This is a genomic window from Caballeronia temeraria (assembly GCF_001544795.2).
In the GTDB taxonomy this organism is placed as follows: Bacteria; Pseudomonadota; Gammaproteobacteria; order Burkholderiales; family Burkholderiaceae; genus Caballeronia; species Caballeronia temeraria.
Genome location: NZ_FCOI02000016.1, coordinates 1 through 19,013, shown reverse-complemented (window position 1 = coordinate 19,013; position 19,013 = coordinate 1). Strand labels below are relative to the sequence as shown.

The following is a 19,013-nucleotide window of genomic DNA, read 5'->3' as shown; positions in this document are numbered from 1 at the left end:
CCAACAGGAGCATCACATGACCGACATGAATCCAGGCTTTTTCGGCAGGATAGGCATTGCCTTCGGCGCCTTCTTCGGCATTCTCGGCAACGCGACGTTCGCGGGCCGCGTCCAGCGCCTGCGCGAAGCGCCGAATGCGCCTGAAGCAGCGCCCCAGGCGCCCGATTTCAAAGCCGAAACGCCGAAGCCCGCCGCCGCGCCGGTTCAGCCCGCGCCGTCCGCGCTGAAGGAAGCAAGCCCGGTCGCCGCGCTGCAACTGCTCGGCCTTTTGCAGCGCGATGCGCGTTTCATCGATTTCGTCGAGGAAGACATCGTCAATTACAGCGACGCCGATATCGGCGCGGCCGCGCGTCTCGTGCACGACGGCTGCCGCGCGGTGCTGCGCGAGCATTTCACGATCAAGCCGGTGCGCACGGAAGCCGAAGGCAGCCGCATCACGCTGCAGGAAGGTTTCGATGCGGCTGCGGTCCGTCTGACGGGCAATGTCGTCGGCAAAGCGCCGTTCAACGGCAGCATCAGCCATCGCGGCTGGAAGGTCGAGGACACGCGCCTGCCGAAGCTCGCGCCGTCCCATGATGCAAGCATCGTCGCGCCGGCGGAGGTGGAACTGTGAGCGACTTCCAATCGAACGATAATCAGGCGCGCTATTCGATCGGCGTCGATCTCGGCACGACGCATTGCGCGCTTTCCTACGTCGACATGAGCGCGAGCGACGGCGAAAAGACCGCGCAAGGCGTGCTGCCCATCTCGCAACTGACCGCGCCCGGCGCCGCCGAAGAGCGCGACCTGCTGCCCTCGTTCCTCTATCTGCCGCACGAAAACGAGCTCGCGCCCGGCGATCTGACGTTGCCGTGGACGCAGGAGCGCACGTTTATCGTCGGCGAACTCGCGCGCAGCCGTGGCGCAGGCACACCGATCCGCCTCGTCTCCAGCGCAAAGAGCTGGCTGTGCCATCCGGGCGTCGATCGCCGCGCGGCGATTCTGCCGTCCGATGCGCCCGAGGAAGTCGCGCGCGTGTCGCCGATGGAAACCTCGGTCCGCTATCTGACGCACTTGCGCGAAGCTTGGAACCACGCGCATCCGGATGCGCCGTTCGATCAGCAGGACGTCACCGTGACGATTCCCGCGTCCTTCGATCCCGCCGCGCGCGAACTCACCGCCGAAGCCGCCGCGGCCGCCGGCTACACGCGCATGACGCTGCTCGAAGAGCCGCAAGCCGCGCTCTATAGCTGGATTCAGAAGTCGTCGGGCGGCTGGCGCAAGCAGGTCCAAGTCGGCGATGTGATCCTCGTCGTCGATGTCGGCGGCGGCACCACCGACCTCTCGCTGATCGCGGTCGTCGAACGCGAAGGCAATCTTGAGCTGCATCGCGTCGCGGTCGGCGAGCACATCCTGCTCGGCGGCGACAACATGGACCTCGCGCTCGCGCATACCGTCGCGCGCAAGCTCGCAGCGGGCGGCACGCAGCCCGATCCGTGGCAGTTGCGCGCGCTCACCTACGCATGCCGGTCGGCGAAGGAGACGCTGCTCTCCGATCCGTCCGTCGATGCCGTGCCGCTCGTCGTGCCGAGCCGTGGCTCGAAGCTGATCGGCGGGTCGCTGCGCACCGAACTCACGCGCGCCGAACTCACGCAAATCCTGCTCGAAGGCTTTTTCCCGCAAGTCGATGCCTCCGCGCGGCCCGTTTCGCGCGCGCGCGTCGGTCTCACGCAGCTCGGTCTGCCCTACGCGCAGGATGCCGCCGTCACGCGCCATCTCGCCGCGTTCCTCGGCCGTCAGGTCAATGCGCTCGCGGAAGTCGAAGGCTTGCAGCATCAGGCGCCGCAAGGCGCGACGCTGCTGCATCCGACCGTCGTCCTCTTCAACGGCGGCGTGTTCAAGTCGCCGCTGCTCGTCGAACGCGTGATGTCGACGCTCAATGCCTGGCTCGCCTCCGAGAACGCGCCCGCCGCGCGTCTGCTCGAAGGCGCGGACCTCGATCTCGCGGTGGCGCGCGGCGCGGCCTATTACGGCTACGTGCGGCGCGGCAAGGGCGTGCGCATTCGTGGCGGCACGGCGCGCGCGTACTACGTCGCGGTGGAATCGGCGATGCCGGCCGTCCCCGGACTGGAGCCGCCCGTGCAGGCGCTGTGCGTCGCGCCCTTCGGCATGGAAGAAGGCACCGACGCCGAACTCCCCGCGCAGGAATTCGGGCTCGTCGTCGGCGAGCCGGTGCATTTCCGCTTCTTCGGCTCGTCGGTGCGCCGTCAGGATCAGGTCGGCACGCTGCTCGATTACTGGCAGCCGGACGAGTTGCAAGAACTCGAAGAGATCGAGGCATCGCTGCCGCCCGAAGGCCGCACGCCGGGCGATGTCGTGCCGGTCAAGCTGCATGCGCGCGTGACCGAAGCGGGCACGCTCGAACTCGAAGCGATTCCGCGCGGCGCGTCGGAGCGCTGGAAAGTCGAGTTCGATGTACGCGGCGGCGCGAACTCCGGCGTGGATCAGGGCATGGGCCTGTAAGTGTCCGCGAGCAAGAAAAAGACGGCGCGCGCGCGGTATAGCGTCGGCATCGATCTGGGGACGAGCAATACCGTCGTCGCCTATGCGGAAACCGGGTCGAACGCGATCCGCGTGTTCGAGATCGATCAGCTCGTCGGCGCGGGCGAAGTCGCGGCGCTGCCGCTCTTGCCGTCGCTGCGCTATCACTACGCGCCGGGCGAGCTCAAATCCGCCGATCTGCAACTGCCGTGGGGCGAGATGGAAGCGCCCGCCGTCATCGGCCGGTTCGCGCGCACGCTCGGCGCGCAGGTGCCCGGGCGGCTCGTGTCGAGCGCGAAGAGCTGGCTGTCGCACGCGGCGGTTGACCGTCTCGCGCCCATTCTGCCGTGGGGCGCGGGCGACGATATCGAAAAAATCTCGCCCGTGATCGCGAGCGCGAGCTATCTGGCGCACGTGCACGCGGCCTGGAACGAGCGCTTTCCGGACGCGCCGCTCGACGCGCAGGACGTCGTGCTGACCGTGCCCGCCTCGTTCGATGAAGGCGCGCGGGCGCTGACGCTCGAAGCCGCGCGCATGGCGGGGCTCGAAAAGCTGCGGCTGCTGGAGGAACCGCAGGCCGCGTTCTACGACTGGCTGTTTCATCATCGCGAGACGCTCGCTGAAGCGCTTGCATCGACGCGGCTCGTGATGATCGTCGATGTCGGCGGCGGCACGACCGACCTCACGCTGATCCAGGTCGCGATGGAGCACGGTGAGCCGGTGCTCACGCGTATCGGCGTGGGCAACCATCTGATGCTCGGCGGCGACAACATGGACCTCGCGCTCGCGCATCTCGTCGAGAGGCGGCTCGCGGGCGCCGATGCGCGTCTGTCGGCCGGGCGTCTGTCGCAACTCGTCGAGCGCTGCCGCGCGGCGAAGGAGCACCTGCTCGGCGAGAATGCGCCCGAATCCACGTCGATCACGCTGCTCGGCGCGGGCGCGAAGCTGATCGGCGGCGCGCGTTCGGCGGACGTCACGCGCGACGAGATCGAGAAAATCATCGTCGACGGCTTCTTTCCGATGGTGTCCGCGAGCGATCGTCCGGGGCGTTCGCGCGGCGGCATCGTCGAGTTCGGGCTGCCGTATGCGAGCGATCCGGCGATCACGCGGCATATCGCGGCGTTTCTCGGCCAGCACGCGGGCGAAGCGCGCAAGGCGCTCGGGGTAGCCGCCGAAACGCTCGCCATTCCGGACACCCTGCTGTTGAACGGCGGCGTGTTTCGCGCCGATCCGCTCGCGCGCCGCATCGCCGATACGCTGTCGGGCTGGCGCGGCGAACCCGTCAACGTGCTCGCCAACGGCAATCCCGATGTCGCCGTCGCGCGCGGCGCGGTCGCCTATGCGCTCGCCCGCGCGGGCCACGCGCCGAAGATCGGCGGGGGCTCGGCGCGCAGCTTCTTCCTGCTGCTCGAAGACGACGCCAACTCCGCTTCCGATGTCACTCGCGGCGTCTGCGTCCTGCCGCGCGGCACCGAAGAAGGCCAGGCGATCCATCTCGCCGACCGCACGTTTGCCCTCACGCTGGGCGCGCCGGTGCGCTTTCACCTGGCGTCGTCGGTGTCGGAGACGGCGTACGAAGCGGGCGCGCTCGCTGACCTCGGAGGCGCATCGGGCGATTTCATCCGGCTGCCGCCGATCGCGACCGTCGTCGATCCGCACGCCGCCGGCAAGGGCAAAGCGCGCGAAACCGCCGTTCAGCTGACGACCTCGCTCACCGAAGTCGGCACGCTGGAAATGCACTGCATCGCCGTCGACGATCCCGGCGAGCGCTGGCTGCTCGAATTTCAGTTGCGCCGCGAAGCATCGCCGACGACCGATGAAGCCGCGAGCGAAGCGCATCCGGCGCTGCCGAAAGCCATCGAGTTGATCGATCGCACTTTCGGCGCGCGGTCGCAGGACGTCGGCCCGAAGGAAGTCAAACGCCTGCGCGCGCAGCTCGAACAGACGCTCGGCCCGCGCGACACCTGGGACATCGCGCTCTTGCGCGAGCTTTTCGGCGCGCTGCTGGAGCGCGCGAAAAAGCGCCGCCGCACCGCCGATCACGAGCGCCTGTGGCTCAATCTCGCGGGCTACTGCATGCGTCCGGGCTTCGGGCATCCGCTCGACGACTGGCGCGTCGAGCAGCTTTGGACGCTTTTCGATCAAGGCATTCAGTACAGCAACGAAAGCCAGATCTGGTCCGAATGGTGGACGCTCTGGCGCCGCGCGGCCGGCGGCCTGCCCGAAGCGGCGCAACTGAAGCTGCTCGACGATATGGCCTTCGTGCTCCAGCCGCCCGGCACGAGCCGCTATCGAAAGGCAGCGGGCGCGGCGCGCGCGGGTTACGAAGACATGGTGCGGCTCGCCGCGTCGCTAGAGCGCGTGCCGGTCGAGCGCAAGATCGAGGTCGGCGAGTGGCTGCTCACGCGCCTGAAAAAACCCTCGGAGAGCGTGCAAAGCTGGTGGGCGCTGGGCCGCATCGGTGCGCGCGCGCCCTTTTACGGCAGCGCGCACGGCGTGGTGCCGCCGGATGTCGCCGTCGGCTGGCTCGATGCGATCCTCGCGCTCGACTGGAAGAAGGTCGATCCCGCCGCGTTCGCCGCCGTGCAGATCGCGCGCATGACGGGCGACCGCTCCCGCGATCTCCCCGACGATGCCCGCGCCGCCGTCGTGCAGCGGCTTGAGACGATGGGCGCGGCGCAGGCGTGGATCGCGATGGTCCGCGAGACCGTCGAGCTGGATCGCGCGGACGTGGGCCGCGTGTTCGGCGAGACGCTGCCGGCGGGGCTGAAGCTGATCGGCTGAAGCTGATTGGCGCGAAGCGGGTATCAGCCGAAATGCTTCGCTCTCAGAAGCTTTTTTCGCCGATGCGTTGCGCTTGGGCCGCACGCGTCTTGAATACCTGCCGGGCGCATCCTATGGTTAGAAATGTGTCGATATGGACACATACTGAAGGAGGTCAGCATGCCATCCCCACGCAAGGCTCAGGCGAGCCAACCCGCTGAAACGGAAATGTCGAGCCGCAAGAAAACGGCCGGCAGCAAGGCATCGCCCGCGAAGGCTGCAGGCGCGAAGGAAATGCAGGTCACGAAGCGCACCACCAAGGCCAAACCGAAAAGCTGAACGGTTCTCGTGCAAGACCGCCCTCGTCATCGTGCGTGCGGCATTCGATGTGGCTGTCCTTCGAATCGGCGGGCAAAAAAATCAGACGCTCGCCGATCGGCCCTCCTCCTTCCTTCCGCCTCGCCGCATCCGGTCGAAACACGCCACCAATCCGCAATAATTTCCGGCATTTACCGCCTATTGCTAAAAAAAGGCGTATTTGTATGACCGCGTTGGCCTAAAGTAGATATCCCGATTCCGTGAGCGAGCATGAAGATGGCCGTACCGCAACGCGCCGCCGGCGTGCGCAATCCAGGCATTCTGCTCTCCGCCGCCCGCGAGGCCGGCGCGAGCCTGGTGCGCAATCTGTCGATTCCGGCGCCGTTTTCCGATCCCGTGCTCGAGGCACAGTTTCTCGAAGATCACAGCCAGCGCTTCTGCGCGTTCCGGCGTGCGTCGACGCTGCTCGCGCTTGCCATCTGGACATGCTTTCTCTGGTGGGACTTCAGCTTCGCGCGCGGCAATCAGGCGCTCGACTCGCGCCTGCCCAACATCCTCGCGCTACGCTTCGCGGGCATCGCGCTGCTGTTTTTCGTCGGCGTGCTGGTGTTGCGGCCGTCGTTCCGCGCGCACGCCACCGCGCAGCGCATCATTCTCACGGGCATCTACGGGCTGCTGTGCCTCATCCTCGCGATGGTTGCGATTACGCCCGCGCCCTATAACTACACGCAGCATTTCATCGGTCTGTGCCTCGCGCTGTTCTTCCAGTTCAGCTTCTTCTATCTGCGTTCGCGCGTCGCCTTGACGGCCGGCATCATCACGCTGGCGTCGATCGTCGTTCTGCAGGTCACGATTCATCTGCTCAACCCGGAGGATTTCTTCGCCGGGCTCTTCTATATGTTCAACGTCGTGGTCGTGGGGCACGGCGTCTGCACGCATGCCGAGCGCGTCTCGCGCGAGCGCTATAGCTCGGAGCGCGCGCTCGCGTCGCTCAACGACGAACTGCGCACCGCGAATGTCTCGCTGGGCCGGAAGAATCGCGAGCTGGAAGTATCGAAAAAGGATCAGGAGAACAAGACGAACGCGCTGCTGGCGTTGCGCGAGCAGCAGATGATCGCCGCGCAGACCGCGAGCCGCGAAAAATCCAACTTCCTCGCTGCCGCGACGCACGACCTGCGCCAGCCGATGCACGCGCTCAACCTGTTCCTCCAGGCCGCCGCCGAAGCCATCCGCCACGGCGAATTCGATCAGGCCGAACGGCTCATCAACGAATGCGGGCGCTCCTCGGTGATTCTCGCGCGGCTCCTGAACGCGGTGCTCGATCTGTCGCGGCTGGAATCGGGGCGCGTGGTGCCGCGTTATCACGTCTTTGACGTGCGGCAGATCGTCGAGGAAGCCGCCGAGCAGTTGCGCCCGTTCGCGATGAGCCGCGGCGTTGAATTGCGCCTGCGGCTGCCGAAGGAAGATGTCGTCTGCGTGCGCAGCGATTCGCACTGGCTCGGGCGCGCGGTCGCCAATCTCGTGTCGAACGGCATCAAGTACGCGGACCAGAACAAGGCGTCGAAACCGACGGTGATTGTCGGCGTGGTGCGCTCCGCGACGCGTGCTCGCATCGATGTGCTGGATAACGGTATCGGCATTCCGGCCGATTATTTCGATGCCATCTTCCAGCCGTTCTTCCAGGTCGACAATCCGGAGCAGGATCGTGACAAGGGTCTGGGACTCGGGCTGTCGATCGTCAACGCGGTGATGTCGATGCTCGACCAGCATCGTATCGAACTGAAGTCGACGGAAGGTCGCGGCTCGCGCTTCTCGCTCGAAATGCCGCTGTGCGGGCCGTCGCCCGACAAGCCGTCGGCGCGCGCGCCTGCTCGCTCGGAAGCTGCGGAAATGGCGCAGCTCAAGGGGCGTTACGTGCTGCTCGTGGAGGACGACGGGCTCGTGCGCGCGTCCACTGAGGCGCTGCTGTCTCAATGGGGCGTGCTTTACGATTCGGCCGCGAGCTTCGAGGAGTTTCAGACGATTCTCGACGATATCGAACGCTTTCCGGATCTCATCATCACCGACTTCCGGCTGCGCGATGCCAAAACCGCACGGGAAGTGGCCATGCTTGGTGCTGCTCGGCTCGGGCGGCCGTGTCCGTGCCTCGTCGTGACGGGGGAGCCGGCGGCGAGCATCGTGCCGCTTGCATGTGAGCAGGATGTGCTTTCCAAGCCCGTTAGTCCCGCGGAATTGCGGCGCGGGATGCTTGCTTTGATTGCTGGCGAATGCGTTTTGAATGCGTGAGTTTTTTTCGCGCCGGATCCCGTATTCGTGTTGGTTTATTAGCTCTGCCCCTGTGCGGGGCTAACAAACCAACACGAATACGGGACCCAGCGAATAATCCTAAACACCCAGCCGCGCACCGAGCCAAACCCGCAAAGCCTCAACCTCCTCCATACAAACCGAATGCGGCATAGGAAAAGAATGCCATTCGACATCACACCCTTGCGCACGCGCAAACTCGCACGCCTGCTCGCCGAGGCTGACGTTAAGCACATCATCGAAACTGCCGTGCGCGGCGAAGATGGAGATCGAGCGATTCGCGTCGGAAAGCGATTCATCGATAAGCCCTTCCGAGGGAATGTACCCCGACAGCACGATCAGCCCCGCGAGCTTCTCGGGATGCGTGAGACCCGCGTGATAAGTCATCGCCCCGCCCTGCGAAAATCCCGCGATAAAAACACGCTCGCTGGGAATCCCCCGCGCGTTCTGCTCCGCGATGAGCGCCCGCACGCGCTCGACGGAAGCCACGATGCCTGCCTCGTCCACACGCCGGTTGATGCCCTCGAACGACAGAATGTCGTACCACGCGCGCATCACGTAACCGTTGTTGGCGGTAACAGCGATCTCCGGCGCATTGGGAAACACGAAGCGGATGCCGGGCGCATCGGCGAGACGCAACTCGGGCACGAGCGGCACGAAGTCGTTGGCATCGGCGCCGAGTCCGTGCATCAGGATCACGGCGAATTCGGGATTCGGCGCGGTGTCGATCTCGATGGTCGAAGCTTGATCGGTCATGGCCCTTCACTCCTCGTCAGATGATGGGAACGAGAATCTGCACGATGCCCACGACCGACACCAGCCACACAAGCGAGCGCACGAACGGCACGCCAGCAGCGTAGAGCGGCACGTAGACGAGACGCGCAACGAAATACGCGAGCGCGCCGTAGTGCGTGAGCGCATTCTCGCGCCCCGTCACATGCACGATCAGCACCGCGATGGCGAAGATTGGCAGCGTTTCGAACAGATTCGACTGCGCGCGCATCAGCCGTCCGGAAAGCCTGCTGGGCGGCGGCGTCGCGGCATCGCGCGGACCAGCCTGGTATTTGATGCCGACTTCGCGGTTGCGCACCACAGCCGGCAGCAACACTTGCACCAGCGCGAGCACGAGCGTCCAGGCCAGCATCGTCAGTTCGAAACTCATGGCGTCTCCACGTAAGAAATAGCCACGACAATAGCCACGACGGGCCGCCCATGATGCCACCGCGATCAGCGAGCGTGTAGTCTTGAATGCGATCCGCTTCGAGTCTTTCACCCATGCATACGATGACCCTTCGTCTCTCGCCCGGCGACGACCTGCGCGCCGCGCTCGATCACGCTTTCCGCGCGCGCGGGCTCTCGGCCGCATTCGTGCTTCAGGGCATCGGCAGCCTGAGCGTCGCGCGGCTGCGCTACGCGGGCCGCGACGAAGCCGCCGAACTGCGCGGCGACCTCGAAATCCTCACGCTCGCCGGCACGCTGTCGGCGCAAGGTTCGCACCTGCACATGAGCGTGTCCGACGCCGATGGCCACGTGTTCGGCGGCCACGTCACGTCAGGCTGCATCGTGCGCACGACGGCGGAGCTCGTCATCGCCAGTCTGCCCGGCGAACGTTACACACGTGAGCACGACGCCGCGACCGGCTTCGCGGAACTCGTCATCCGGGCGACGTGACCGCGATCGCGGGCCGTGCGCCGTCGAGCGCGAGATCGTGGCGCACGATCATTTCGAACGCCTCGCTCGTCTCCGAATAATCCCAGCGCTCGACCGTCGTCGTGCGCGCGCCATCGTCGGCGGGCGTGGCGTGGCGAATCACGTTCACCGAATTGTCGATCGTGCCGCGCGTGCGCCGCGACAGCGCCGTGCCCGCCTGCACCGCCCACATGCGGCGCGCGAGACCCGCGAACGTATCGTGCAGCGGCAGCACGTAAGGCAGGTGAATATGCCCGCCGAGAATCAGATCCGCGCCCGCGCGCGCCCAGCGCTGCACCGCGCGCTCGCGGCCGTGCAGCAGATTCTTTTCGTCCTGCGCGCGCGTGACGGCCACCGGCTGATGCGTGACGACGACGCGCAACTGCGCCGCACTCGCCGCACTCGCCGCTTCCAGCCGCGCGGCGACGCGCCTCACCTGCTGCATCGACACTTCACCGTCCTTGTGGCGATACGGCCGCGTCGTGTTCACGCCGAGCACGAGCAGTCCGGGCGATTCGAACGCCGGCTCGAGATCGGCGCCGAACGCGCGCTGATGATTCGCGTACGGATAACACAGCCGCGCGAGCGGATCGAAGAGCGGAATGTCGTGATTGCCGGGGATGACGAGCGTCGGCGTCGCGCCGAGGGCATCGACGAACGCGCGCGCCGACGCGAACTGCCGCCTGCGCGCGCGCTGCGTGATATCGCCCGACAGGACGACGAGATCGGGCGACAGCGCATCGGCGAGCCGCAAGAGCGCCGCGACGACGAGCGGCCGTTCGGTGCCGAAATGCGTATCGGAAATCTGCAGCAGCACGGTCATGAGCGATTCGCTTCGGCCTCCGCCGGCTCGGGCTTGAGCAGAAAAAGCGGCTTGTCGGACACGCGGAATTCCAGCGGCATCTGCAGTTTCGCGATTTCGCCATCGGTCGCGATCTTGACGAGTCTGCGCTTCTTCGATGGATGCGTCACCGTAATGTGCTCGAACGTGAAGCTCACGACGTGATCCGAATCCGACAGACGCCCTGCCGCGCCGTGCAGCGACAGCCACAGATGCATGAGCCGCCCCACGGGACGCGGCGCAATCGCGACGAGCAAACCTTGTTCCAGCGCGCGCGCTTCATCCGGCATGCCGATCTGCTCCATCTGCAACCGGTTGTTGCCGACGAAAAGCGTCGACGAGCGGATCTCGGTCGTGCTGCCTTCATGGTCGATATGCAGCCGCAAATGCCGATGCGGCTTGAGCATCGTAGAGAGCGCCGACCAGAGCGCGACCAGACGGCTGCGGCCGAACTGCCGCTTGTAGATTTCGCGATCCTCGAGCAGGCGCGGATAAAGACCGAGACTCGCGTTGACGAGAAACATGCGCCCGTTGACGAAGCCGACTTGCACCGGAAACGCGCGCGCATCGAGCAGGAGTGTCGTCGATCGATCGAGGTCGGCCGGAATGCCGTGGTCGCGGCTGAAGTAATTGAAGGTGCCGCGCGGCAGCACCGCGAATGCGCAGCCGGCGTCGTGCGCCGCATGCGCGACGGTGCAGAGCGTGCCGTCGCCGCCCGCGCCGACGAGCACGCCGCCCTCTTTGCGCGCCGCCGCGGCGGCCTCGCGCGCGACATCCGCGAGACGGCGCGGATCGTCCACAACGCGCAATTCGAAGCGCCGGCCCACCGCGCCAAGTTCGCGTTCGAGCACGCTGCGAGTGGCGTCGGACTGACGCCGGCCCGAGCCCGCGTTCATCACGATGAAGAACGGCGCGTCGGCGGCGAGCGTCTTTGCGCTTTCGTCGAATGCGGCGGATGCGGCTGTCGGTGTCATCGGCGGCGCTCCCTCGATGCTCCGCACGCGGAACGCGCACGACGAGCTTGACTCCGCGCCCACGCGCGGAGCCTGCCGATTATAACGAAAAGCTTACAGCCAGAACGGCGGCTTGCTTACGTGTGCTCGCCGCGAATGTAGTACTCGAGCTGCTGGATGGTGAACTGCTGCTCGGAGATGATGTTCTTCACCAGATCGCCGATGGAAATCATGCCGACGAGCTTGCCGTCGTCGATCACGGGCAAGTGGCGCATGCGCTTGTCGGTCATGAGCGCCATGCAGTCGTCGGTGGTCTGGTCGGGGCGCACGTAGCGCACCTGCGAGGTCATGATGTCGCGCACGGGCGTGTGCTTCGACACGCGGTCCATCAGCACGACTTTGCGCGCGTAGTCGCGCTCGGTCATGATGCCCACGATCTCGTCGCCTTCGGTGACGATCACCGCGCCGATATGCTTGTCGGCCATCATCTTGATTGCATCGAAGACCGACGCCGTTGCGGCGATGGTATAGACCGTCTGGTCGGGTTTCGAATTCAGAACCTGTGCGACTGTTGCCATCGAGCGCCTCCGTTATGAGCGGGGAACGTTGTTGCGCCTGGGCGACGGGTTTGCTTGCGCCTGTGTCGAGCGTAATGCCTCGCGCCCGATGCCTTCATAGGCATTAACCCGACCATTCGAAAAAGTATAGATCACTGGCACGGCGCGCGACGTGCCGCACACCGCGCCATTCGTTCGGCATGCCTTCAGTTTTGCCAATTGATGCCGCTAATCAGGCATCCGCTGGAAAGTCATCGCCGCGGGCACACATACACGAATGCACCGCTTAGAGGGAGAACGAGGTGAGCAGTTCACAACAGGATATCGAGCAGCGCGTGCGGCTCGCGGGCAGCAACATGTTCGAATTGCTTCTGTTCAGGCTCGGCGAGGCGCCGGCCTCGGAGCAGCGGGAGCTTTACGGCATCAACGTATTCAAGGTGCGCGAGATTCTCGCGATGCCGACGATCACCGCCGTGGCCGGATCGAGCGAAGAGATTCTCGGCGTCGCGGATATTCGCGGGCAGATCATTCCCGTGATCGATCTCGCGCGCATCACCGGCTGCCGGCCGAAGAACGGGCCGAAGATTCTGCTCGTCACCGAGTTCGCGCGCACGACGCAAGGCTTCGCGGTCGAGGAAGTCGACGATATCGTGCGGCTCGAATGGAATCAGGTGTTGTCGGCGGAATCGCATTCGGGCGGCAAGACCGTGACGAGCTTCGCGCGGCTCGACGGCAACGTCGACGGCTCGCGCCTCGCGCAGGTGCTCGATGTGGAGCGCATCGTGCGCGACGTGCTGCCGTCGCAGGAAACCGATATCACCGAGGCGAACACCGGCCGCCTCATGCTCAAGCCCGGCGCGCGCGTGCTGGCGGCGGACGATTCGGGCGTCGCGCGGGCGCTCATCGAGCAGAGCCTCACCGCGATGGGCGTGCCTTTCGTGATGACCAAAACCGGTCAGGAAGCGTGGGACGTGCTGGAAGCGGCGCTCAGGAAAGCGCAGAAGGACGGCACCGAAGTCGCGGATCACATCGCGCTCGTGCTCACCGATCTGGAAATGCCCGAAATGGACGGCTTCACGCTCACGCGCCGGATCAAGGCGGAAACGGGGCTGATGCACATTCCGGTGGTGATTCACTCGTCGCTGTCGGGATCGGCGAACGAGCAGCATGTGCGCAAGGTCGGCGCGAATGCCTATGTGTCGAAGTTCGAGGCGTCGGAACTCGCCAACGTGATGCGCGGCGCGCTCGCGCACGCGGCCTGAAAAAGGATCGGCGCCCGCTCGACGCGGACCTTTTGAGTCCGTGCCGGCGGGCGCCGAGCAGTCTTTCAGCCGATGTGCCCGGCGGATAAGCCGGGCCAGCCGATTCGATTAGTGACCGAAGAAGACCGATTGCGGGTTGTTGCTCGATTGCGAACGTGCGCCGGTTTGAGCCAGCGTGTCGCGCGAGCCGCCGTAAGCGTGCGTGTCGACGCCGTTGGCGTTTTCTTCAGCGGCGATCGCTTGCGCGCTCGGGCCTTGTTGCGACGTCGGCGCGCCGACAGCCGGACGGTAGAACGGAGCCGGACCGTAGCCGCTGGCGAAAGCGGGAGCGGCGAGCGTGGCGGTAGCGGCGATCAGAAGGGTAGCGATGAGGTTGCGTTTCATGGTGAGCTCCAAAGACGGTTGACGTTCAATCAGAAAGCGCCGCAGCGGTCTTGCGAGAAACTGTCTGCTACGTCGATGAAATGCAGTGTATACCCCTACTATCGCTTTTTTATCCCCATAAATTTCAATTCAGTTTTCGATCTCAGCCAACAATCGTTGGCCGCACGTTCGTTCAGAATTCGCCGAAATGCCCGTCCCGCAAGGGACTGCGCGTGTTGCATCGCAACGCGATATGACCCTTCGTTCGGCGGGGGCAGAACAATTATTTGTCGATCGAACGTGCGAATCAGTGGACCAGACGCCCGATCAACCGAACGAGTTCGGCGGGCGGATTGCCTTTCTGACAGTAACCGTCGAAGCCGGAAGGCACGGCTTCGGGCCGCACGATCTCCTCGCCGAGCGCCGTGAACGCGATGATCACCGCGTCGCGCGTGCGGCCGATTCGGCGCAGCACGCGCGCGGTCGCGTAGCCGTCGTGCTCGGGCATCGTGATATCGAGAATGACGACATGCGGAATCCAGCCGTCGATCGTATGCAGCGCATCGACGCCGGAGAGCGCGAAACGCGTGTCGAAGCCGTCCGATTCGAGCGCGGCGGACAGCGCTTCGGCGCTATAGGCGTTGTCGTCGACGATGAGAATGCGCCACGTATCGTGGTCTACGTCGACGCTACGGTTCGTCCACAGCGCGCAATGGGAAGAATGAAGGGATGCGGACATGGGCAAGGGACGAGAGCACATGCCTGCTGAACAGCATGATTCGCGCCCGCACCGGCGGCCTGATTCAGGCGTCGCTGTCCTTCTTGCTCTTGCGACGTTTGCCCGATGCCTCTTCGCGCTCGCGCAGCCGCGCATTCGCCTCGACGAGCGATGCCGCGTCGCGCTGACGCAACGCAAGATCCAGCTCACCGAGCGCGCCGAAAAGCGCGGATTGTTCGTCCTCGTCGAGCGGCGCGCCGCCCTGCGCGGACACGCGCCGCGCTTCCTTGTCGAGCCGCTTGAAAAGTTTCGCGCCGAAGCGCGTATCGATCACGCCTTCGCGTGCGAGCCCCGCAATCACCGACGCAAGGCGGACGAGTCCGCCCGCCGTGCTTTGCGTCGCCCCGTCCAGATCGTCACGGTCTTCCACTGCCTTCTCCCGATGTGCGCCGTCCTGCGTGCCGCGATGATACGCCGACAATATGACAGTCATATTTGCACGGTCCGGCATGCTCGCCGCGACCGTTTCATGCTTTCTCCGGCGTTACGATCGCATTTCGGGGCGCGACCGATGGCACACTAGCGCGTGAAGGCGCGCACGCCCGAGCCGTCGCATCCCCGAATGTCAACCGAACGCCCGCATGAATCCCGCTATCCAGCAAAGACCGCCCTACGGCTCCGATTTCTCCGGCCTCGTCTGCGGCTTCCGGTTCCGTCTCGATCAGCCCGGCGAGCCGATCGATGCCGAAGCCGCGAGCGACTGGCTCGCCCGCGACGACACGACCAGGGAGTTCGTATGGCTGCACTTCGATCTCGCGAACAGCTCGTGCGAACGATGGATGCGCAAGCGCCTCGGCCTGCCCGACGCCTTCTTCGACACGCTGAACGAAGGATCGCACTCCACGCGCATCGAGCATCAGGAGGGCGCGCTCTTCGCCGTCATCAACGATGTGATGTTCAACTTCGAGCTGACGCCCTCGGAGATCGCGACGCTGTGGGTTTATACGCATCAGAAGCTGATCGTCACGGCGCGGCTCAAACCATTGCGTTCGGTCGATTCGCTGCGTGAATCGGTCCGGCGCGGCGAAATCTTCCGCTCGCCCGCCGAATTGCTCGCGCATCTGCTGCGCGATCAGGCCGATCTGCTCGTGCATATCGTGCGGCGCACGAGCGTCGAGGTCGACGGCATCGAGGATCGTTTTCTATCGATGCGCGGCGCCGCGAGCCGCACCGATCTCGGCGGCCTGCGCCGTGTGCTCGTGCGGCTGCAACGTCTGCTCGCGCCCGAGCCCGGTTCGGTGTTTCGACTGCTCGCGCGGCCGCCGCGCTGGCTGCATTCGCAGGATATTCAGGATTTGCGCGACGCGACCGAAGAGTTCTCGCTCGTGCTCAACGATCTTGCCGGTCTCGTCGAACGCATCAAGCTGCTGCAGGAAGAAGTCGCGACGCGCATGGACGAGCAAAGCAATCGCACGCTCTTCACGCTGACGCTCGTGACCGTGCTCGCGCTGCCGATCAATATCGTCGCGGGGTTCTTCGGCATGAACGTGGGCGGCATTCCGCTCGCGGAAAATCATCACGGCTTCTGGCTGCTCGTGGTGATTGTCGCGACGTTCACGGCGCTCGCCGGATGGTGGGCATTCCGGCGCCGCCGCGATATGTAGCGGCGCCGGGCAGGCACGCTCGATGCGTCTCTTCCGATGAGGCGCGAGCCTCGCAAATCGTCGGAGGACATCATGGACAAGAACCGCATCGAAGGTACGGCTCGCCAGATGAAAGGCATCGTCCGCGAAGCCGTCGGCAAGGCCACCGGAAGCCGCGGCACGCAAATGCGCGGCACCGCCGAAAAGATGGCGGGCAAAATGCAGGCCAAACTCGGCGCCGCCGTCGATGCCGTCAGGCGCGTCAAGAAGTAAGCGCTGTCAGAAGCCCAGGTCGCTCAGGCCCGGATGGTCGTCGGGCCGGCGGCCGAGCGGCCAGTGATACTTGCGGTCCGCTTCCTTGATCGGCAGATCGTTGATCGACGCATGCCGATGCGTCATCAGTCCCGCTTCGTTGAATTCCCAGTTTTCGTTGCCGTAGCTGCGATACCAGTTGTTCGCGTCGTCGTGCCATTCGTACGCGAAACGCACCGCGATACGGTTGCCCGTGTACGCCCACAGTTCCTTGATCAGCCGATAATCCAGTTCGCGCGCCCATTTGCGGCGCAGGAACGCGACCACTTCCTCGCGTCCGTTCGCGAACTCCGCGCGATTGCGCCAGCGCGTGTCGACGCTGTACGCGAGCGAAACGCGTTCGGGCTCGCGCGTGTTCCATCCATCTTCGGCGAGACGGACTTTCAGCCTGGCGGATGCTTCATCGAACGGCGGAAACGGCGGCTTGGATTCCATGACGAGTCCTCGTGTATCAAGTGATGAAAAAGAGTAGACAGATCTGTCTACTCGACGCACTCTAGCGCAGGTAGACGAACCTGTCTACAATCGATTGCATGACTCCCTCCGCTTTCCCCACCGATCTCGCCGACCTCGCGCCGGACGCACGCATTCTGTACACCGCGCACGATCTCTTCTATCGCGACGGCATTCGCGCAACGGGCATCGATCGCGTGATCGCCGAATCGGGCGTCGCGAAGAAGACGTTCTATCGATATTTCCCGAGCAAGGATGATCTGATCGTCGCGTTCCTCGACTTTCGTCACAACAACTGGATGGCGTGGTTCCGCGACGCGCTCGCGCGCCACGGCGGCACGCTCAACGCGCTCGTGCCCGCGCTGGCCGAATGGTTCGGCAGCGAGCATTATCGTGGGTGCGCGTTCATCAACTCGGTCGTCGAGGTCGGCGCAACACTGCCGCAGGCCGTCGATATTTCACGCCGTCACAAACGTGACATGACCACGGCGATTCGCGCGCTCATGCCCGCTTCGCGCACTGCAAAGGCCGATGCGCAGGCGCTCGCGCTGGCTGTCGATGGCGCGATCGTCGCCGCGCAATTCGCCGATTCGCCCGCCGATGCATTGAAGGCCCTCGCGCGCGTCGTCCGTGCCGTCAAGCGTAGCGCGGCGGATCAATAGCGCACGGACAGCGCCAAAGAAAACACCGGCGCGAGGCCGGTGCCAAAGGTTGAGTCGGGGATTTGACACAACCCGAGAGAACTTCAAGAGTGCGATAGAAACGCGCTCAAGTGAAATCAAGGATTTCAATCGAGTCGATTGATTTCAGAGACATGCTTCATGCCTGAGCCATGTGCATCGGCATCAACGCGTGCTCGATGACATCGGCGAGCTTCGCGAAATTGGGCGCGATCTCGTCGTTCGGCACGCACGCATAGCCGAGCATCAAACCTCGCAGCGCCCTTTCATGGTTCATGAAGTAATTGATGAGCGGCCGTGTCACGACGCCGGCGGCCAGCGCGTCGGCGGCGACCGCGCGATCATCCATACAGCCCGCGCATGCGCCGCACATGCGACGTGAGATGGCCGTCGAGAATGAACTCGGTCAGCACCGCCTGCTGCATGAGCTGCCCTTCGCGATACAACTCCGCCACGCCGATCCGGAACGTTTCGACGAGCTCTTCCGGCACGACCATGTAGCCCATCCGCAGGCCGGGATACAGCATCTTGCCGAGACTGCCGACGTAGATCACCTGCCCTGCATCGTCGAGCCCTTGCAGCGATGACAGCGGCCGGCTGCCGTAGCGGAATTCGCTGTCGTAATCGTCCTCGATGATCCACACCTTGTGCTGACGCGCGAATTCCAGCAATGCGCGGCGTCGCGCGAGGCTCATGACCATGCCGAGCGGATATTGATGCGACGGCGTGACCAGCGCGAGACGCGGCGGCTCGGTCATGTCGCGCGAGGCCGGATTGAGCCCTTCCTCGTCGACGGGAATCGGCACGAGCGTCAGCCCCGACGATTGCAGCACGCTGCGCGCGCCCCAGTAGCACGGCTCCTCGACCCACGCGCGATCGCCAAAATCGGTGAGCAGGCGCACGGCGAGATCGATCGACTGGTGGATGCCCGTCGTGATGATGATCTGATCCGGCTGACACTTCACCGAGCGCGCGACCCGCAAATAATCCGACAGCGCGCGCCGCAGCGGCCGATAGCCGCCGCCCGGCGCATAAGTCAGCAGATCCGGACTCGCGCGTTTCCAGAGGCGCGCCTGCAAGCGGCTCCAGGTGCGCGCCGGAAACTCGGCCACGTCCGGCACGCCGGGCATGAACGCGCCCCACTGCTTCGGCGACACGCCCGCCTGCGCGATCAGGCGCTCGCCGCGGCGCGAGATCGTACACGGCGCCTTGGTCTCCGCGGCTTTCGCTTTCTTCGAAGCGCCATCGCGCGGCGCGGTGTCGGCGACGTAGGTGCCGCTGCCGGTCGTCGAACTGACATAGCCTTCCGCCGTGAGCTGATCGTAGACGTGCAGCACGGTATTGCGGGCGATGCCGAGATCGATCGCGAGCGTGCGCGAACTCGGCAGCTTGGTGCCCGGCGCGAGCTGGCCGGTCAGAATGGCCTGCTGCATCAGTTCGAGCACTTGCCGGTACATCGGTTCGGCGGCCGTGCGGTCGAGGCGCGCGCTCAGCCAGTCGGCCAGGATGATGGTATCCATGAAGTCTCCCATCGCATGGAACCACTCTTCTTGACACGCCTAACAGGTTGCTGAAGTACCGAGGGTTCATGTCATCGTGGAAGTGCCCTGATGCGTTGATATTAGACCCCTTACTTG

The 19,013-nt window shown here is 64.9% G+C and carries 19 protein-coding genes and 1 pseudogene; 10 read left to right on the top strand and 10 right to left on the bottom strand.

Annotated elements, in window-relative coordinates; translation table 11 throughout:
• Positions 1 to 16: 16 nt before the first annotated feature.
• The 5 genes from AWB76_RS22260 (at position 17) to AWB76_RS22245 (ending at position 7,887) form a co-directional block, all read left to right on the top strand.
• Positions 17 to 613 carry a DUF2760 domain-containing protein gene (locus AWB76_RS22260; protein WP_061162307.1) on the top strand — a complete coding sequence of 199 codons (597 nt, stop codon included), beginning with the start codon at positions 17 to 19 and terminating at the stop codon, positions 611 to 613.
• Positions 610 to 2,502 carry an Hsp70 family protein gene (locus AWB76_RS22255; RefSeq protein WP_061162306.1) on the top strand — a complete coding sequence of 631 codons (1,893 nt, stop codon included), beginning with the start codon at positions 610 to 612 and terminating at the stop codon, positions 2,500 to 2,502. The genes AWB76_RS22260 and AWB76_RS22255 overlap by 4 nt, the downstream gene beginning before the upstream one ends.
• Entirely contained in the window at positions 2,503 to 5,304 is a 2,802-nt protein-coding gene (locus tag AWB76_RS22250; RefSeq protein ID WP_061162305.1) for an Hsp70 family protein, read from the top strand.
• 159 nt (positions 5,305 to 5,463) lie between these two features.
• Positions 5,464 to 5,622: a hypothetical protein gene (locus AWB76_RS41040; protein WP_157696177.1), complete on the top strand. Its 159-nt coding sequence runs from the start codon at positions 5,464 to 5,466 to the stop codon at positions 5,620 to 5,622.
• Between the two features lie 249 nt (positions 5,623 to 5,871).
• Positions 5,872 to 7,887: a hybrid sensor histidine kinase/response regulator gene (locus AWB76_RS22245; protein WP_244173418.1), complete on the top strand. Its 2,016-nt coding sequence runs from the start codon at positions 5,872 to 5,874 to the stop codon at positions 7,885 to 7,887.
• Between the two features lie 99 nt (positions 7,888 to 7,986).
• Here AWB76_RS22245 and AWB76_RS22240 read toward each other — a convergent pair whose 3' ends face one another.
• Together AWB76_RS22240 and AWB76_RS22235 are read right to left on the bottom strand one after the other, a co-directional pair.
• Positions 7,987 to 8,661 (bottom strand): alpha/beta hydrolase, encoded by a 675-nt coding sequence (locus AWB76_RS22240; RefSeq protein WP_061162304.1) that lies wholly within the window; start codon positions 8,659 to 8,661, stop codon positions 7,987 to 7,989.
• Between the two features lie 16 nt (positions 8,662 to 8,677).
• Positions 8,678 to 9,067, bottom strand: a complete 390-nt coding sequence (locus tag AWB76_RS22235) for an MAPEG family protein (RefSeq protein ID WP_061162303.1) — start codon at positions 9,065 to 9,067, stop codon at positions 8,678 to 8,680.
• A gap of 113 nt (positions 9,068 to 9,180) precedes the next feature.
• Here AWB76_RS22235 and AWB76_RS22230 point away from each other — a divergent pair, with 113 nt between their 5' ends.
• The gene (locus AWB76_RS22230; protein ID WP_061162302.1) at positions 9,181 to 9,576 is read left to right on the top strand and encodes a PPC domain-containing DNA-binding protein; all 396 of its coding nucleotides are present in this window, start codon (positions 9,181 to 9,183) and stop codon (positions 9,574 to 9,576) included.
• Here the strand turns inward: AWB76_RS22230 and AWB76_RS22225 are convergent.
• The 3 genes from AWB76_RS22225 to AWB76_RS22215 all read right to left on the bottom strand — a co-directional run bounded on the left by AWB76_RS22225 (position 9,560) and on the right by AWB76_RS22215 (position 11,966).
• Positions 9,560 to 10,417 (bottom strand): metallophosphoesterase family protein, encoded by an 858-nt coding sequence (locus AWB76_RS22225; protein WP_061162301.1) that lies wholly within the window; start codon positions 10,415 to 10,417, stop codon positions 9,560 to 9,562. The genes AWB76_RS22230 and AWB76_RS22225 overlap by 17 nt on opposite strands.
• A complete protein-coding gene (locus AWB76_RS22220) occupies positions 10,414 to 11,409 on the bottom strand; it encodes a diacylglycerol/lipid kinase family protein (protein ID WP_061162425.1) in 996 nt (331 codons plus the stop codon). The genes AWB76_RS22225 and AWB76_RS22220 overlap by 4 nt, the downstream gene beginning before the upstream one ends.
• Positions 11,410 to 11,525: 116 nt before the next feature.
• Positions 11,526 to 11,966 carry a CBS domain-containing protein gene (locus AWB76_RS22215; RefSeq protein ID WP_061162300.1) on the bottom strand — a complete coding sequence of 147 codons (441 nt, stop codon included), beginning with the start codon at positions 11,964 to 11,966 and terminating at the stop codon, positions 11,526 to 11,528.
• A 281-nt stretch (positions 11,967 to 12,247) separates the two neighbouring features.
• On the opposite strand from AWB76_RS22215, the gene AWB76_RS22210 reads away from it, so the two are divergent.
• On the top strand, positions 12,248 to 13,207 hold the full coding sequence (locus AWB76_RS22210; protein ID WP_061162299.1) for a chemotaxis protein: 960 nt from the start codon (positions 12,248 to 12,250) through the stop codon (positions 13,205 to 13,207).
• Between the two features lie 108 nt (positions 13,208 to 13,315).
• Here the strand turns inward: AWB76_RS22210 and AWB76_RS22205 are convergent, their stop codons facing one another.
• The 3 genes from AWB76_RS22205 to AWB76_RS22195 all read right to left on the bottom strand — a co-directional run bounded on the left by AWB76_RS22205 (position 13,316) and on the right by AWB76_RS22195 (position 14,781).
• A complete protein-coding gene (locus tag AWB76_RS22205; RefSeq protein WP_061162298.1) occupies positions 13,316 to 13,591 on the bottom strand; it encodes a hypothetical protein in 276 nt (91 codons plus the stop codon).
• 286 nt (positions 13,592 to 13,877) lie between these two features.
• Complete coding sequence (locus AWB76_RS22200; RefSeq protein ID WP_061162297.1) at positions 13,878 to 14,309, bottom strand: response regulator; 432 nt, start codon at positions 14,307 to 14,309, stop codon at positions 13,878 to 13,880.
• Positions 14,310 to 14,373: 64 nt separating this feature from the next.
• A complete protein-coding gene (locus AWB76_RS22195; protein WP_244173417.1) occupies positions 14,374 to 14,781 on the bottom strand; it encodes a hypothetical protein in 408 nt (135 codons plus the stop codon).
• A gap of 148 nt (positions 14,782 to 14,929) precedes the next feature.
• On the opposite strand from AWB76_RS22195, the gene AWB76_RS22190 reads away from it, so the two are divergent.
• Together AWB76_RS22190 and AWB76_RS22185 are read left to right on the top strand one after the other, a co-directional pair.
• A complete protein-coding gene (locus AWB76_RS22190) occupies positions 14,930 to 15,952 on the top strand; it encodes a transporter (protein ID WP_061162296.1) in 1,023 nt (340 codons plus the stop codon).
• Between the two features lie 72 nt (positions 15,953 to 16,024).
• The gene (locus tag AWB76_RS22185; protein ID WP_061162295.1) at positions 16,025 to 16,204 is read left to right on the top strand and encodes a CsbD family protein; all 180 of its coding nucleotides are present in this window, start codon (positions 16,025 to 16,027) and stop codon (positions 16,202 to 16,204) included.
• Positions 16,205 to 16,210: 6 nt separating this feature from the next.
• On the opposite strand, the gene AWB76_RS22180 is transcribed toward AWB76_RS22185, so the two are convergent.
• On the bottom strand, positions 16,211 to 16,678 hold the full coding sequence (locus AWB76_RS22180; RefSeq protein ID WP_061162294.1) for a nuclear transport factor 2 family protein: 468 nt from the start codon (positions 16,676 to 16,678) through the stop codon (positions 16,211 to 16,213).
• A 98-nt stretch (positions 16,679 to 16,776) separates the two neighbouring features.
• Between AWB76_RS22180 and AWB76_RS22175 the strand changes: the two genes are divergently transcribed.
• Positions 16,777 to 17,358 (top strand): TetR/AcrR family transcriptional regulator, encoded by a 582-nt coding sequence (locus AWB76_RS22175; protein ID WP_061162293.1) that lies wholly within the window; start codon positions 16,777 to 16,779, stop codon positions 17,356 to 17,358.
• 157 nt (positions 17,359 to 17,515) lie between these two features.
• Here AWB76_RS22175 and pdxR read toward each other — a convergent pair.
• Positions 17,516 to 18,896, bottom strand: a pseudogene (gene pdxR, locus AWB76_RS22170) (MocR-like pyridoxine biosynthesis transcription factor PdxR).
• Between the last annotated feature and the right edge of the window lie 117 nt (positions 18,897 to 19,013).

What these genes read in the sequence shown, in the direction of transcription:
- AWB76_RS22180 (WP_061162294.1), bottom strand. Translation starts at nt 16,678, where the DNA reads ATGGAATCCAAGCCGCCGTTTCCGCCGTTCGATGAAGCATCCGCCAGG.
- AWB76_RS22195 (WP_244173417.1), bottom strand. Translation starts at nt 14,781, where the DNA reads ATGACTGTCATATTGTCGGCGTATCATCGCGGCACGCAGGACGGCGCA.
- AWB76_RS22230 (WP_061162302.1), top strand. Translation starts at nt 9,181, where the DNA reads ATGCATACGATGACCCTTCGTCTCTCGCCCGGCGACGACCTGCGCGCC.
- AWB76_RS22220 (WP_061162425.1), bottom strand. Translation starts at nt 11,409, where the DNA reads ATGACACCGACAGCCGCATCCGCCGCATTCGACGAAAGCGCAAAGACG.
- AWB76_RS22215 (WP_061162300.1), bottom strand. Translation starts at nt 11,966, where the DNA reads ATGGCAACAGTCGCACAGGTTCTGAATTCGAAACCCGACCAGACGGTC.
- AWB76_RS22240 (WP_061162304.1), bottom strand. Translation starts at nt 8,661, where the DNA reads ATGACCGATCAAGCTTCGACCATCGAGATCGACACCGCGCCGAATCCC.
- AWB76_RS22235 (WP_061162303.1), bottom strand. Translation starts at nt 9,067, where the DNA reads ATGAGTTTCGAACTGACGATGCTGGCCTGGACGCTCGTGCTCGCGCTG.
- AWB76_RS22245 (WP_244173418.1), top strand. Translation starts at nt 5,872, where the DNA reads ATGAAGATGGCCGTACCGCAACGCGCCGCCGGCGTGCGCAATCCAGGC.
- AWB76_RS22200 (WP_061162297.1), bottom strand. Translation starts at nt 14,309, where the DNA reads ATGTCCGCATCCCTTCATTCTTCCCATTGCGCGCTGTGGACGAACCGT.
- AWB76_RS22225 (WP_061162301.1), bottom strand. Translation starts at nt 10,417, where the DNA reads ATGACCGTGCTGCTGCAGATTTCCGATACGCATTTCGGCACCGAACGG.
- AWB76_RS22185 (WP_061162295.1), top strand. Translation starts at nt 16,025, where the DNA reads ATGGACAAGAACCGCATCGAAGGTACGGCTCGCCAGATGAAAGGCATC.
- AWB76_RS22190 (WP_061162296.1), top strand. Translation starts at nt 14,930, where the DNA reads ATGAATCCCGCTATCCAGCAAAGACCGCCCTACGGCTCCGATTTCTCC.
- AWB76_RS41040 (WP_157696177.1), top strand. Translation starts at nt 5,464, where the DNA reads ATGCCATCCCCACGCAAGGCTCAGGCGAGCCAACCCGCTGAAACGGAA.
- AWB76_RS22205 (WP_061162298.1), bottom strand. Translation starts at nt 13,591, where the DNA reads ATGAAACGCAACCTCATCGCTACCCTTCTGATCGCCGCTACCGCCACG.
- AWB76_RS22260 (WP_061162307.1), top strand. Translation starts at nt 17, where the DNA reads ATGACCGACATGAATCCAGGCTTTTTCGGCAGGATAGGCATTGCCTTC.
- AWB76_RS22175 (WP_061162293.1), top strand. Translation starts at nt 16,777, where the DNA reads ATGACTCCCTCCGCTTTCCCCACCGATCTCGCCGACCTCGCGCCGGAC.